Source organism: Pseudomonas sp. GW822-FHT06B12 (genome assembly GCF_058799675.1).
The window spans coordinates 90,620-103,582 of record NZ_JBXALR010000003.1 but is presented as its reverse complement, the minus strand read 5'-3'; the positions used below and the strand labels follow the sequence as shown (position 1 = coordinate 103,582).

The window sequence follows — 12,963 nt, the reverse complement described above, 5'->3', positions numbered from 1 at the left end:
CTAGAATCCAAGGCTGGAAAGCAAATCGTCTACATCGTCCTGACCGGACACAACGTCTTCTCGTTTATCGGCATGAATCTGCGGACCTTCACCCTGCGAGAGATGTTTTTGCGGATCTTTTTCAGCCAGCATCGCTTCATGGTCATGTTCGATGCCCGCAAAGCGGTCGACCTGACTGGCCATGAGCACGAGCTTGAGCAGGTTGCTTTCGACTTCGGTGACCAATTGGGTCACGCGCTTGATCACCTGACCGGTTAGATCCTGGTAATCCTGAGCCAGCAGAATATCGTTGAGGTTGCCCGAGACGACCTGAGTCTGCTCGACGCTACGCGTCAGGAAACCGTCGACACGCCGGGCCAGCTCGCGGAACTCTTCGGCGCCGACTTCGCGACGCATGAAACGCCCCCAGTCCGCGCTCAAGGCCTGGGCATCGGTGCTCAGACCATTGACCAGCGGAGCGCTGTTCTCGACCAGGTCCATGGTGCGGTTCGCAGCTGCCTCGGTCAGCTTGACCACATAAGACAGGCGCTCGGTGGCGTCCGTGATCTGCGAGACTTCCTCGGCTTGCGGCATGTGCGGGTCAATCTGAAAATTGACGATCGCGCTATGCAGTTCACGAGTGAGCTTGCCCACTTCCTGGTACAGGCCGCGGTCACGGGTCTGATTGAGCTCATGGATCAGTTGCACAGCGTCGCCGAACCTGCCCTTTTCAAGGCTTTCGACCAGTTCCTGGGCATGTTTTTTCAGGGTCGATTCGAAATCGCCCTGTGAAGATTCTCTTTGCTCCATAGCTCCCCCCGTGGCGCAGTGGCTCCGCACATCAACCGATGCGTTCGAATATTTTTTCGATCTTTTCTTTCAACGCCTGGGCCGTGAAGGGTTTGACCACATAGCCGTTTACACCGGCTTGAGCGGCTTCGATGATCTGCTCGCGCTTGGCTTCGGCAGTGACCATCAGTACCGGAAGATGCTTGAGCTTTTCATCGGCGCGCACATGGCGCAGCAGATCGATACCGGTCATGCCAGGCATGTTCCAGTCCGTTACCAGAAAGTCGATGCTCCCGCTGTTGAGGACGGGAATGGCGGTAATACCGTCGTCCGCCTCGACCGTGTTGGTGAACCCAAGGTCACGCAACAGGTTCTTAATGATCCGCCGCATCGTTGAGAAGTCATCAACGATGAGGATTTTCATGTTCTTGTCCAATTCGACCTCCAAGCAGTCTTAAACGCGCCCAGCACCTGGACACGCCATTCAATCAATCAGGCAGAGCACTCAACGACTGTCTGGAGCACAACGGATTGAGACCGGCACAGCTTTACGCCATGCCTGTTTCGTTCGCAGTGTCCCCACACTGCTGTCAGCGCGCTCGCCACTCCCCCAAACGCCCCCGCAAACGGGCCGCGCACTGGCTGTGTAACTGGCTGACCCGCGATTCGCTGACCCCCAGGACCTCACCGATTTCCTTGAGGTTCAGCTCTTCGTCGTAGTACAGCGCCAACACCAGTCGCTCACGCTCCGGCAAATTGGCAATCGCATCCGCCAGTGCAGCCTGGAAGCGTTCATCTTCCAGGTCGCGCGACGGTTCGAGATGAGCACTCGCGCCATCCTCGTGCAGCCCTTCATGCTCGCCGTCCTGCAACAGATCGTCGAAGCTGAACAGGCGACTGCCCAAGGTGTCATTCAAAATCCCGTAATAATCGTCGAGACTCAATTGGAGTTCGGCCGCAACCTCGTGATCTTTAGCGTCACGCCCGGTTTTAGCTTCAATTGAGCGAATCGCGTCACTCACCATCCGGGTATTGCGGTGGACCGAGCGTGGCGCCCAGTCCCCCTTGCGGACTTCATCGAGCATCGCACCACGGATACGGATCCCCGCGTACGTCTCGAAACTCGCACCTTTGCTCGCATCGTATTTGGTCGACACTTCAAGCAAACCGATCATTCCCGCCTGGATCAGGTCTTCGACCTGAACGCTGGCCGGCAAGCGCGCCAACAGGTGATAGGCAATCCGTTTTACCAGTGGCGCGTAACGCTCGATCAGTTCGTACTGCGCGTCACGCGCCGACTTCTTGTACAGGTTATAACCGCTGGCTGTCATAGAACCGGACCCGCAGTTTGCTGCACCAGACGCTCGACGAAAAACTCCAGATGCCCACGCGGATTGGCAGGCAGCGGCCAGGTATCGACTTTCTGCGCGATGGCCTTGAACGCCAGCGCACATTTGGAACGAGGAAAGGCTTCATACACGGCGCGTTGTTTCTGCACCGCCTTGCGCACGCATTCATCGTAAGGCACCGCACCGACGTATTGTAAGGCGACGTCGAGGAAGCGGTCCGTGACCTTGGTCAACTTGGCGAACAGATTTCGTCCTTCCTGCGGGCTTTGCGCCATGTTGGCCAGCACGCGGAAGCGGTTCATGCCGTAATCGCGGTTGAGCAGTTTGATCAGCGCGTAGGCGTCAGTGATCGACGTCGGCTCGTCGCAAACCACCAGCAACACTTCCTGGGCCGCGCGAACGAAACTGACGACCGACTCACCAATACCCGCCGCCGTGTCGATGACCAATACGTCGAGGTTATCGCCAATGTCGCTGAATGCCTGAATCAGGCCAGCATGTTGGGCTGGGCTGAGGTGAACCATGCTCTGGGTACCGGACGCTGCTGGAACAATACGAATTCCGCCCGGCCCCTGAAGTAATACATCGCGCAGCTCACAGCGGCCTTCGATGACGTCGGCCAGCGTACGCTTGGGCGTGAGCCCCAGCAGGACGTCGACGTTCGCCAGCCCCAGATCGGCGTCCAGCAGCATGACGCGCCGGCCGAGCTCAGCAAGAGCCAGGGACAAGTTCACTGACACATTAGTCTTCCCGACGCCACCTTTGCCGCCGGTCACTGCGATCACCTGTACGGGATGCATGCTGCCCATGTTCGTTCTTTACCTTGTCTTGCTTAGACGCGGGCTACATGACTGGCTGCGCGCTCACTTCGGAACAATGCATGGCAGGCCATCGATGTAGATACAAATCTATTCATTATTACCTCAGCCGACGCGCTTGGTCGGGCTGTGGTAGAGGTCAGCGAACATATCAGCCATGGCTTCTTCGCTGGGTTCTTCCTGCATCTGCACGCTTACGGCGCGACTGACCAACTGATGCCGGCGGGGTAAATGTAGATCATCTGGAATCCGTGGCCCATCAGTCAGATAAGCGACAGGTAATTCGTGACTGATCGCCAGGCTCAACACTTCGCCCAGACTCGCTGTTTCATCCAGTTTAGTCAGGATGCAGCCTGCCAGCCCGCACCGCTTGTAACTGTGATAAGCGGCAGTCAGCACCTGTTTCTGGCTGGTAGTGGCCAGCACCAGATAATTCTTCGATTTGATCCCGCGACCGGCCAGGCTTTCCAGCTGCATGCGCAATGCCGGATCACTGGCTTGCAGGCCGGCGGTGTCGATCAACACCACACGCTTGCGCAGCAGCGGATCAAGGGCTTGCGCCAGGGACTGGCCCGGGTCGACGTGAGTCACCGAGACATTGAGGATACGCCCCAGGGTCTTGAGTTGTTCCTGAGCACCGATGCGGTAGCTGTCCATGCTCACCAGCGCGATGTTCTGCGCGCCGTACTTGAGCACGTAACGTGCGGCCAGCTTGGCCAGCGTCGTGGTCTTGCCCATGCCGGCAGGGCCGACCATGGCAATCACGCCGCCCTCTTCCAGCGGTTCGATCTCGGGGGTGACGATCATCCGCGCCAGGTGCGCCAACAGCATGCGCCAGGCCTGACGAGGTTCTTCAATTTCGGTAATCAGCTCCAGCAGATCGCGCGACAGCGGGCCGGACAGGCCAATGCGTTGCAGGCGACGCCAGAGGTTGGCTTGCTGCGGGCGACTGCCTTGCAGCTGGTTCCAGGCCAGCGAGCCCAACTGCACTTCCAGCAATTCGCGCAGCCCATTGAGCTCGAAACGCATCGAGTCGAAGGCTCGCGGGTCTACCCCGGCGGACGGCGCAGGCGCTGGCGCAGGACGCGGCCGCTCAGCGAAGGTCGGCTCGATCAAAGGTTCGGCAGCGGTCAGCGGCAGGCCGGCGAATAGCTGGCGATTGGTGCCGGCACTCGCGTCACCCTCACCGTCGCCACGCAGGCTCAACTCAGCCTGCGCCGTGACAATCCGCGACTGGGTCTTGCGCAGCTCGTCTTCGAGTTCAATGTTTGGCACACGCGGGGCCAGCGCCGACAGCTTGTAATCCAGGGCAGCCGTCAGCTCGACACCACCGGCGATCCGGCGATTACCGATAATGGCGGCATCAGCGCCCAGCTCATCGCGAACCAGCTTCATGGCCTGACGCATATCGGCGGCGAAAAAACGCTTAACTTGCATAAACCACTACCTCAGCCGTTGGGCCCTACTGTCGCAACGATGGTCACTTGCTTGTTGTCAGGGATTTCCTGATACGCCAACACATGCAACCCCGGGACTGCCAGACGTCCGAACCGCGAGAGCATCGCGCGTACCGGACCCGCTACCAGCAGAATCACCGGTTGACCTTGCATTTCCTGACGCTGCGCGGCTTCGATCAACGAGCGCTGCAGCTTCTCTGCCATGCTTGGCTCCAGCAGAACGCCCTCTTCCGAGCCTTGTCCTGCCTTCTGAAGACTATTGAGCAATATTTGTTCCAACCTTGGCTCCAAGGTGATCACAGGCAGCTCGGACTCAGTGCCTACAATGCTTTGGACGATAGCGCGCGATACGCCAACGCGGACGGCGGCCACCAAAGCGGCAGTATCTTGACTCTTGGAAGCATTGTTCGCGATGGCCTCGGCAATGCTGCGAATGTCGCGAACCGGAACCTGTTCGGCCAACAAGGCTTGCAGCACTTTGAGCAGTTGCGACAGCGAAACAACGCCCGGCACCAGCTCTTCGGCCAGCTTTGGCGAACTTTTGGCCAGCAACTGCATGAGCTGCTGAACTTCTTCGTGGCCGATCAGTTCACTGGAGTGCTTGTACAGAATCTGGTTGAGGTGAGTCGCCACCACCGTGCTGGCATCGACCACGGTGTACCCCAGAGACTGCGCCTGCGGACGCTGACTGATTTCGATCCAGACCGCCTCCAGCCCAAAGGCCGGATCTTTGGCGGTAATGCCATTGAGTGTGCCGTAGACCTGCCCGGGATTGATCGCCAGCTCGCGATCCGGATAAATCTCCGCCTCGGCGAGGATCACCCCCATCAAGGTCAGGCGGTAAGCACTCGGCGCCAGGTCGAGGTTGTCGCGAATATGCACCGTCGGCATCAGGAAGCCGAGGTCCTGGGAAAGCTTCTTGCGCACGCCCTTGATCCGCGCCAGCAACTGACCACCCTGGTTGCGGTCCACCAGCGGAATCAGCCGGTAACCGACTTCCAGGCCGATCATGTCGATCGGGGTCACGTCATCCCAGCCCAGCTCTTTGGTTTCCATGGCCCGCGCCGGCGACGGCAGCAGCTCCTGCTGGCGCTTGACCTCTTCCAGAGCCTGAACCTTGACGATGTTCTGTTTCTTCCAGAACAGATACGCGGCACCCGCGGCCACGGCCGCCATGCTGAGAAACGAGAAGTGCGGCATGCCCGGCACCAGGCCCATGACCGCCATCAAACCGGCCGCCACCGCCAACGCTTTTGGCGAAGCAAACATCTGCCGATTGATCTGTTTGCCCATGTCTTCCGAACCGGAAGCACGGGTCACCATGATCGCCGCAGCGGTGGACAGCAGCAGTGATGGCAATTGCGCCACCAAACCGTCACCAATGGTCAACAGTGCGTAAACCTTGCCGGCATCACCGAAGGTCATGCCGTGCTGGAAAATCCCGACCGCCATACCACCAATCAGGTTGATGAACAGAATCAGCAGGCCGGCGATGGCGTCACCGCGCACGAACTTGCTGGCACCGTCCATCGAACCATAGAACTCGGCCTCTTGGGCGACTTCCATACGGCGCAGCTTGGCGGCGGGCTGATCGATCAGGCCGGCGTTCAAGTCGGCATCGATAGCCATCTGCTTGCCCGGCATCGCATCGAGGGTGAAGCGCGCGCTGACCTCGGAAATCCGCCCGGCACCTTTGGTGACCACGACGAAGTTGATGATCATCAAAATCGCGAAGACCACGATACCAACCACGTAGTTACCGCCAATCACCACCTCGCCGAAAGCCTGAATCACCTTGCCGGCGGAGGCATGGCCGTCCTGACCGTGGAGCATGACCACCCGGGTCGAGGCCACGTTCAGCGCCAGTCGCAACAGCGTGGCGACCAGCAGGATCGTCGGAAACACCGCAAAGTCCAGCGGCCGCAAGGCGTAGACACAGACCAGCAGCACGACAATCGACAGCGCAATGTTGAAGGTGAAGAACACGTCGAGCAGGAACGGCGGGACCGGCAACATCATCATTGCCAGCATGACCAACAGCAACAGCGGCACACCCAGATTGCCTCGACTGAGGTCTGCCAGGTTGCTGCGGGCACTGTTGATTAACTGAGAGCGATCCACCGGTATTCCCCGTTCCTTGAAGCAAACTTTTGACGCCTGAAGCGGGCGCAGGCGGGCTATTGCAAGAAGCCTTCCAACTTTTGCGGGGACGGGTAACTAGAGAGGTCAGTGATGGCGCGCAACCTGTGGGAGCGGGCTTGCCCGCGAAGAGGCCGGAATATTCAACGCCCTTCCTGAGAATGCGACCACAAACCTGCAAAACAGCGGGAAACGTCCGACAGGTTTTCAAGGTTGCCCCTCGGAAGTGGCATCGCTAGTCTTCGGTGGTCGCTGCCAAATCAGCGACCGGGCATGGAAACCCGATGAGTAAACGAGGCCGCTCTAACCAGTAAACGAGAACCTCGCCATGAACAAATCTTCGCACCTCCACGATTTAAAAACCGCCGGCCTCACCCCCTTCTCCATCCACAACGATCAAGCCCTGTTCCGCGTCAACAGTGGCGTCCCTCTGCTCACTGCCTTGTCCCACGTCTCCGACCTCCTCCACCTCTCCAAGATGCTGGCCGAAGATGCAGCGATGGAGCGCAAAACCGACCGCTATGCTTGGGCCTCCCACTACTTGCAGGAGATGAGCAAAGCCGTCATTGATGATGCAGTGAAAGTCATAGCCGCATCGAACAACCATCAACAGGCCAAGCGTTAACTCACCCACTGCGGATCGCTCCCACGCTCCTGCGCGGGAACGATCACCACCCCACTCAACAGGCCGAGCGTTAGCTCGCCTGCCGCTGTTGATCTTGATCCACCCGCCCCGTCGGGAGGCCGAGTGGAGGTGTTCATCAGGGGGTTGGCGCGCAGCGCCGTACGGCGCAGCCGGACACATCGAGAGGAGGTCGTCGCGAAGCAGACCGTAGGCGATGCCCCCTGATGAATGCCGGAACGAGGGTACGCCGAGCCTAGGCGAGGTGCCGTACGCTTGGGGCGAAGACTTTTGCTTACTTTTCGTCGTTTGGAAAAGTGAGGCGCCGTAAGGGCGAAACCCTAAGTGGCCGTTACCGCAGAAATGGATATGTACACCTGCAAGAGATTAGTCATCTGTCAGGCCGCTATCGCGAGCAGGTTCGCTCCCACAGTTTTGATTGATGTACATATGTAAGAGGTTGGTTGGCTGCCAGGCCGCCATCGCAGGCAAGCCAGCTCCCACAGTTTTGATTGATGTACATCTGTAAGAGGTTGGTCGGCTGTCAGGCCGCCATCGCGAGCAAGCTCGCTCCCACAGTTGAACTGGGTGCGTCTGTGAAAGATTGGTCGGCTGTCAGGCCGCCTTCGCAGGCAAGCCAGCTCCCACAGTTTTGATTGGTGTACATCTGCGAAAGATGGGTCGGCTGTCAGGCCATCTTCGCAGGCAAGCCAGCTCCCACAGTTTTGATTGATGTACATCTGTAAGAGGCTGGTCGGCTGTCAGGCAGCCATCGCGAGCAGGCTCGCTCCCACAGTTTTGATTGAGGTACATCTGCGAAAGATAGGTCGGCTGTCAGGCCGCCTTCGCAGGCAAGCCAGCTCCCACAATTTTGATCGGCGTACACCGCCAAGAGATGAGCCGATCAAGAATCGCGGCGCAGATCCGGAGGAATCGGCAGGTCATCCTTCAGCGGATCCGGGCGCTTACCCTTGCCAGCGCGGTACTGACGAATCTGGTAAACGTAGGCCAGTACCTGGGCGACCGCCAGATAGAGCCCACCAGGAATTTCCTGATCAAGTTCGGTGGAGTAGTAGATCGAACGCGCCAGGGCTGGCGACTCGAGCAGCAAAACTTCGTTAGCCACAGCGATTTCGCGGATCTTCAGCGCCAGGAAGTCATTGCCCTTGGCGACCAGCATCGGCGCTCCACCCTTCTCCGGGTCGTACTTGAGCGCCACCGCGTAGTGGGTCGGGTTGGTGATGACCACATCGGCGTCAGGAATGGCCGCCATCATCCGCCGCTGAGACATCTCACGCTGCAACTGGCGAATCCGCTGCTTGACCTCCGGGCGACCTTCCTGATCCTTGTGCTCGTCGCGCACTTCCTGCTTGGTCATCAGTAGTTTCTTGTGACTCTGGTACAACTGAACCGGCACATCGACCGCCGCGATCAGAATCAGCCCGCAGGCCATCCACAACGTGCTCCAGCCCACCAGTTGCACGCTGTGGATAATCGCCTGCTCCAGCGGCTCATGGGCGATTCGCAACAAGTCGTCGATGTCCGACCGCAGTACGCTTAGCGCGACGAACAGCACCAGCAGGAACTTTGCCAGGGCCTTGAGCAACTCGATCAACGCCGTGGAGGAAAACATCCGCTTGAGGCCATTGGCCGGGTTCATTCGACTGAACTTCGGCGCCAGGCTACTGCCCGCGAACAGCCAGCCACCCAGGGAAATCGGACCAATGATGGCCGCCAGCAGCAAGGAAAGCAGCACCGGCTGCACTGCGAGAATCGCGATCTTGCCCGAGTTCAGCAGATACAGGCCCATGGCACCCGGAGTGAGCACCACCTCACGAGGCAGGGAGAAGTTCAGGCGCATGATTTCCAGCAAGTCCAGCGCCAGACCACCGCCGTAGATCAGCAGCGCCCCGGCCCCGGCCAGCATCACCGCCAAAGTATTGAGCTCTTTGGAGCGAGCGATCTCGCCCTTTTCACGGGAGTCCTTTTTGCGCTTGTCCGTGGGGTCTTCTGTCTTGTCCTGACCGCTCTCGCTCTCCGCCATGACTCAGCGCGCCTGTGCCATATCGCGCAACAACTGCAAAGCCTCGACAGCCAACGGTTGGTACTGATTGAGAATATCCCCCAGGCTGACCCAGAAAATCACCAGGCCCAGCACCAGGGTCAGCGGAAAACCGATAGAGAAGATATTCAGTTGCGGCGCCGCACGGGTCATGATCCCGAAGGCAATGTTGACCACCAGCAGCGCAGTGATTGCCGGCAATACCAGCAGCAGAGCGGCCCCCAGCACCCAACCCATTTTGCCGGCCATTTCCCAGAAATGATTGACCAGCATGCCACTGCCCACCGGCAGGGTCGTGAAGCTTTCCGTGAGGATTTCAAACACCACCAGATGGCCATTCATGCCGAGAAACAGCAGCGTCACCAGCATCGTCAAAAACTGTCCGATAACGGCCGCCGACACGCCGTTGGTAGGGTCGACCATGGACGCGAAGCCCATGCCCATCTGGATTGAAATGATCTGCCCGGCGACCACGAACGCCTGAAAAAACAGCTGCAAGGAGAACCCCAGCAGCGCGCCAATGAGGATCTGTTCGGCAATCAGCAGCAGACCACTCAAATCCAGCGGATTGACCTGCGGCATCGGCGGCAGGCCCGGCGTGATGACCACCGTTATCGCCAGTGCGAAATACATCCGAATACGCCTGGGCATCAGGGTCGTGCCGAAGACCGGCATGGTCATCAGCACTGCGCCGACCCGAAATAGCGGCAGCATGAAGCTTGCCACCCAGGTACTGATTTGCGCGTCGGTCAGCGCCAGCAACGACATGGCTTAGCCGATCAACTGCGGAATACTGGTGTACAAGCGCAGGATGTATTCCATGAACGTTTGTATCAGCCAAGGGCCGGCGACGATCAGGGTCACCAGCATCACCAGCAAACGCGGGAGGAAGCTCAGGGTCTGTTCGTTGATCTGCGTGGCAGCCTGGAACATCGCCACCAGCAAACCCACCAGCAAACTCGGAATGACCAGTATGGCGACCATCATGGTGGTCAGCCAAAGCGCTTCACGGAACAGGTCTACCGCAACTTCAGGAGTCATATCGCCCTACCCGCCCACAAGGTTCTAAACGCCACCGAAACTGCTCGCCAGCGTACCGATGATCAATGCCCAGCCATCCACCAGCACGAACAGCATGATCTTGAACGGCAGCGAAATGATCAGCGGCGAGAGCATCATCATGCCCATGGCCATCAGCACACTGGCAACGACCAGGTCGATGATCAGGAACGGAATGAAGATCATGAAGCCGATCTGGAAGGCGGTTTTCAGCTCCGAGGTCACGAAGGCCGGCACCAGAATGGTCAGCGGTGCCTGATCCGGCGTCGCGATGTCGGTGCGCTTGGACAGACGCATGAACAGCTCAAGGTCGCTGCTGCGGGTCTGCGCCAGCATGAAGTCCTTGATCGGCACTTGCGCCTTGGCCACCGCATCCTGAGCCGTAAGCTTCTCGGCCAGATAAGGCTGCAAGGCGTCCTGATTCACCCGATCAAAGACCGGCGCCATGATGAACATGGTCAGAAACAGCGCCATGCCGGTGAGGATCTGGTTCGACGGCGTCTGCTGCAAGCCCAGGGCCTGACGCAGGATCGAGAAAACGATGATGATCCGGGTGAAGCTGGTCATCAGCATGACAAACGCTGGAATGAAGCTCAGCGCGGTCATGATCAGCAGGATTTGCAGGCTGACCGAATATTCCTGAGCGCCATTGGCGTTCGTGCCCAGGGTGATCGCCGGAATCGACAACGGGTCGGCGGCGAACGCCAACGGCGCGGCCAGCATCAGGACCAACGTCAACAGGATGCGCAACGGCATTACTTCTTATCCTTACCTAACAGCTCCATCAGGCGCTGGGCAAACTCAGGGGTCGCTTGCTCGGTACTGGGAACCTGAACCGGCTCTTTGAGCACATGCAACGGAGTGATAGTGCCGGGGGTCAGCCCGAGCAGAATCTGCTCGTTGCCGACTTGTACCAGTACCAGACGATCACGCGGCCCGAGGGCACGCGAGCCGATCAGCTCGATCACTTGCCCCTTGCCGGCAGGCCCCGCCTGCTGAACGCGGCGCAATAACCAGGCGAGGAAGAAGATCAGGCCCAGCACCAGCAGCAAACCCAGCACCAACTGAGTCAACTGCCCGGTCACGCCAGTGCTGATTGCAGGTGTCGCGACCGCTGCTACCGGTTCTGCCGCCCACGCACTAAGCGGCAAGGCCAGCAATACGCCGAGAAACGCCTTCACTCAGCGCAACTTCTTGATGCGTTCGCTTGGGCTGATCACGTCGGTCAGGCGGATGCCGAACTTCTCGTTGACCACCACCACTTCGCCGTGAGCGATGAGCGTGCCGTTGACCAGTACGTCCAGCGGTTCGCCGGCCAGACGGTCAAGCTCGATCACCGAGCCCTGGTTGAGCTGCAGCAGGTTGCGAATGTTGATATCGGTGCTGCCGACTTCCATGGAGATCGACACCGGGATATCCAGAATCACATCCAGGTTAGGACCATCAAGGGTCACCGGCTCGTTGTTCTTCGGCACGCTGCCGAATTCTTCCATCGCCAGACGGCTGGAAGACGACGAAGTCGCTGCATCGGCGGCCAGCAAGGCATCAATGTCGTCCTGCCCGGCATCACCCGTCTCTTCAAGGGCCGCAGCCCACTCATCAGCCAGAGCCTGGTCGTCCTGGGTATTCATATCGTTAGCCATCATTTGTCCTCGGCGGGCAGCCATTCAATTGGAGCCGTCATTTAAAAGCGAAGGTGTACGAGCGCCGATCAGCGGCGCTCGATCGGCTCGATCACTTGCAACGCCAGGTTGCCCTTGTGGGAACCCATCTTGACCTTGAAGGCCGGCACGCCGTTGGCGCGCATGATCATTTCTTCCGGCATCTCGACCGGGATCACATCACCCGGCTGCATGTGCAGAATGTCCCGCAGGCGCAATTGGCGACGGGCAACCGTGGCACCGATCGGAACGTCGACGTCCAGCACGTCCTGACGCAGGGCGTTGACCCAGCGCTCGTCCTGATCGTCGAGGTCCGACTGGAAGCCGGCATCGAGCATTTCGCGGACCGGCTCGATCATCGAGTACGGCATGGTCACGTGCAGATCGCCGCCACCGCCATCGAGCTCGATGTGGAAGGTCGAGACCACCACCGCCTCGCTCGGCCCCACGATGTTGGCCATGGCCGGGTTCACTTCCGAGTTGATGTACTCGAAGTTGACTTCCATGATCGCCTGCCAGGCCTCTTTCAAATCGACAAAGGCCTGTTCCAGCACCATGCGCACGACGCGCAATTCGGTCGGAGTGAATTCACGGCCTTCAATCTTGGCGTGACGACCGTCACCGCCGAAGAAGTTATCCACCAGCTTGAACACCAGCTTGGCGTCAAGGATGAACAGCGCGGTACCGCGCAACGGCTTGATCTTGACCAGGTTGAGGCTGGTCGGTACGTACAACGAGTGCACGTATTCGCCGAACTTCATTACCTGCACGCCACCCACGGCAACGTCTGCCGAACGGCGCAGCATGTTGAACATGCTGATACGCGTGTAACGGGCAAACCGCTCGTTGATCATTTCCAGGGTCGGCATGCGTCCACGGACGATGCGATCCTGACTGGTCAGGTCATAGCTTTTGACACTGCCCGGTTCAGCAGCGTTGTCGGTCTGTACCAGACCGTCATCGACACCATGCAACAGCGCATCGATCTCATCCTGGGACAGCAGGTCCTGCACGGCCATGTCGTGTTC

Annotated in this window: 14 protein-coding genes; 1 reads left to right on the top strand and 13 read right to left on the bottom strand. The window is 59.1% G+C overall.

Annotation, left to right across the window (positions count from 1 at the left end; genetic code table 11):
* The 6 genes from AC1RKH_RS07865 to flhA form a co-directional block, all read right to left on the bottom strand.
* Positions 1 to 789 carry a protein phosphatase CheZ gene (locus tag AC1RKH_RS07865; protein WP_493063679.1) on the bottom strand — a complete coding sequence of 263 codons (789 nt, stop codon included), beginning with the start codon at positions 787 to 789 and terminating at the stop codon, positions 1 to 3.
* A 31-nt stretch (positions 790 to 820) separates the two neighbouring features.
* The gene (locus AC1RKH_RS07860; protein WP_008006721.1) at positions 821 to 1,192 is read right to left on the bottom strand and encodes a chemotaxis response regulator CheY; all 372 of its coding nucleotides are present in this window, start codon (positions 1,190 to 1,192) and stop codon (positions 821 to 823) included.
* 166 nt (positions 1,193 to 1,358) lie between these two features.
* Positions 1,359 to 2,099, bottom strand: a complete 741-nt coding sequence (fliA, locus tag AC1RKH_RS07855) for an RNA polymerase sigma factor FliA (protein WP_007894214.1) — start codon at positions 2,097 to 2,099, stop codon at positions 1,359 to 1,361.
* Entirely contained in the window at positions 2,096 to 2,926 is an 831-nt protein-coding gene (gene fleN, locus AC1RKH_RS07850) for a flagellar synthesis regulator FleN (protein WP_019692370.1), read from the bottom strand. The genes fliA and fleN overlap by 4 nt, the downstream gene beginning before the upstream one ends.
* Before the next feature lie 114 nt (positions 2,927 to 3,040).
* Positions 3,041 to 4,372, bottom strand: a complete 1,332-nt coding sequence (gene flhF / locus AC1RKH_RS07845; protein ID WP_493063680.1) for a flagellar biosynthesis GTPase FlhF — start codon at positions 4,370 to 4,372, stop codon at positions 3,041 to 3,043.
* Between the two features lie 11 nt (positions 4,373 to 4,383).
* Positions 4,384 to 6,513: a flagellar biosynthesis protein FlhA gene (flhA, locus tag AC1RKH_RS07840; protein ID WP_123423315.1), complete on the bottom strand. Its 2,130-nt coding sequence runs from the start codon at positions 6,511 to 6,513 to the stop codon at positions 4,384 to 4,386.
* Positions 6,514 to 6,859: 346 nt separating this feature from the next.
* Here flhA and AC1RKH_RS07835 point away from each other — a divergent pair, with 346 nt between their 5' ends.
* Complete coding sequence (locus AC1RKH_RS07835; RefSeq protein WP_493063681.1) at positions 6,860 to 7,156, top strand: DUF3077 domain-containing protein; 297 nt, start codon at positions 6,860 to 6,862, stop codon at positions 7,154 to 7,156.
* 901 nt (positions 7,157 to 8,057) lie between these two features.
* Here AC1RKH_RS07835 and flhB read toward each other — a convergent pair.
* The 7 genes from flhB to fliM form a co-directional block, all read right to left on the bottom strand.
* Positions 8,058 to 9,197 carry a flagellar biosynthesis protein FlhB gene (gene flhB, locus AC1RKH_RS07830; RefSeq protein ID WP_493063682.1) on the bottom strand — a complete coding sequence of 380 codons (1,140 nt, stop codon included), beginning with the start codon at positions 9,195 to 9,197 and terminating at the stop codon, positions 8,058 to 8,060.
* Positions 9,198 to 9,200: 3 nt separating this feature from the next.
* A complete protein-coding gene (gene fliR / locus AC1RKH_RS07825; protein ID WP_493063683.1) occupies positions 9,201 to 9,983 on the bottom strand; it encodes a flagellar biosynthetic protein FliR in 783 nt (260 codons plus the stop codon).
* A 3-nt stretch (positions 9,984 to 9,986) separates the two neighbouring features.
* A complete protein-coding gene (gene fliQ / locus AC1RKH_RS07820; RefSeq protein ID WP_071551271.1) occupies positions 9,987 to 10,256 on the bottom strand; it encodes a flagellar biosynthesis protein FliQ in 270 nt (89 codons plus the stop codon).
* A 24-nt stretch (positions 10,257 to 10,280) separates the two neighbouring features.
* Positions 10,281 to 11,030, bottom strand: a complete 750-nt coding sequence (gene fliP / locus AC1RKH_RS07815; RefSeq protein WP_071551272.1) for a flagellar type III secretion system pore protein FliP — start codon at positions 11,028 to 11,030, stop codon at positions 10,281 to 10,283.
* The gene (fliO, locus tag AC1RKH_RS07810; RefSeq protein ID WP_493063684.1) at positions 11,030 to 11,455 is read right to left on the bottom strand and encodes a flagellar biosynthetic protein FliO; all 426 of its coding nucleotides are present in this window, start codon (positions 11,453 to 11,455) and stop codon (positions 11,030 to 11,032) included. The genes fliP and fliO overlap by 1 nt, the downstream gene beginning before the upstream one ends.
* Entirely contained in the window at positions 11,456 to 11,917 is a 462-nt protein-coding gene (fliN, locus tag AC1RKH_RS07805; protein ID WP_123423321.1) for a flagellar motor switch protein FliN, read from the bottom strand.
* A gap of 68 nt (positions 11,918 to 11,985) precedes the next feature.
* Positions 11,986 to 12,954 carry a flagellar motor switch protein FliM gene (gene fliM / locus AC1RKH_RS07800; protein ID WP_010456950.1) on the bottom strand — a complete coding sequence of 323 codons (969 nt, stop codon included), beginning with the start codon at positions 12,952 to 12,954 and terminating at the stop codon, positions 11,986 to 11,988.
* Positions 12,955 to 12,963 lie beyond the last annotated feature (9 nt).

What these genes read in the sequence shown, in the direction of transcription:
- AC1RKH_RS07865 (WP_493063679.1), bottom strand. Translation starts at nt 789, where the DNA reads ATGGAGCAAAGAGAATCTTCACAGGGCGATTTCGAATCGACCCTGAAA.
- AC1RKH_RS07860 (WP_008006721.1), bottom strand. Translation starts at nt 1,192, where the DNA reads ATGAAAATCCTCATCGTTGATGACTTCTCAACGATGCGGCGGATCATT.
- fliA (WP_007894214.1), bottom strand. Translation starts at nt 2,099, where the DNA reads ATGACAGCCAGCGGTTATAACCTGTACAAGAAGTCGGCGCGTGACGCG.
- fleN (WP_019692370.1), bottom strand. Translation starts at nt 2,926, where the DNA reads ATGGGCAGCATGCATCCCGTACAGGTGATCGCAGTGACCGGCGGCAAA.
- flhF (WP_493063680.1), bottom strand. Translation starts at nt 4,372, where the DNA reads ATGCAAGTTAAGCGTTTTTTCGCCGCCGATATGCGTCAGGCCATGAAG.
- AC1RKH_RS07835 (WP_493063681.1), top strand. Translation starts at nt 6,860, where the DNA reads ATGAACAAATCTTCGCACCTCCACGATTTAAAAACCGCCGGCCTCACC.
- flhB (WP_493063682.1), bottom strand. Translation starts at nt 9,197, where the DNA reads ATGGCGGAGAGCGAGAGCGGTCAGGACAAGACAGAAGACCCCACGGAC.
- fliR (WP_493063683.1), bottom strand. Translation starts at nt 9,983, where the DNA reads ATGTCGTTGCTGGCGCTGACCGACGCGCAAATCAGTACCTGGGTGGCA.
- fliQ (WP_071551271.1), bottom strand. Translation starts at nt 10,256, where the DNA reads ATGACTCCTGAAGTTGCGGTAGACCTGTTCCGTGAAGCGCTTTGGCTG.
- fliP (WP_071551272.1), bottom strand. Translation starts at nt 11,030, where the DNA reads ATGCCGTTGCGCATCCTGTTGACGTTGGTCCTGATGCTGGCCGCGCCG.
- fliN (WP_123423321.1), bottom strand. Translation starts at nt 11,917, where the DNA reads ATGGCTAACGATATGAATACCCAGGACGACCAGGCTCTGGCTGATGAG.
- fliM (WP_010456950.1), bottom strand. Translation starts at nt 12,954, where the DNA reads ATGGCCGTGCAGGACCTGCTGTCCCAGGATGAGATCGATGCGCTGTTG.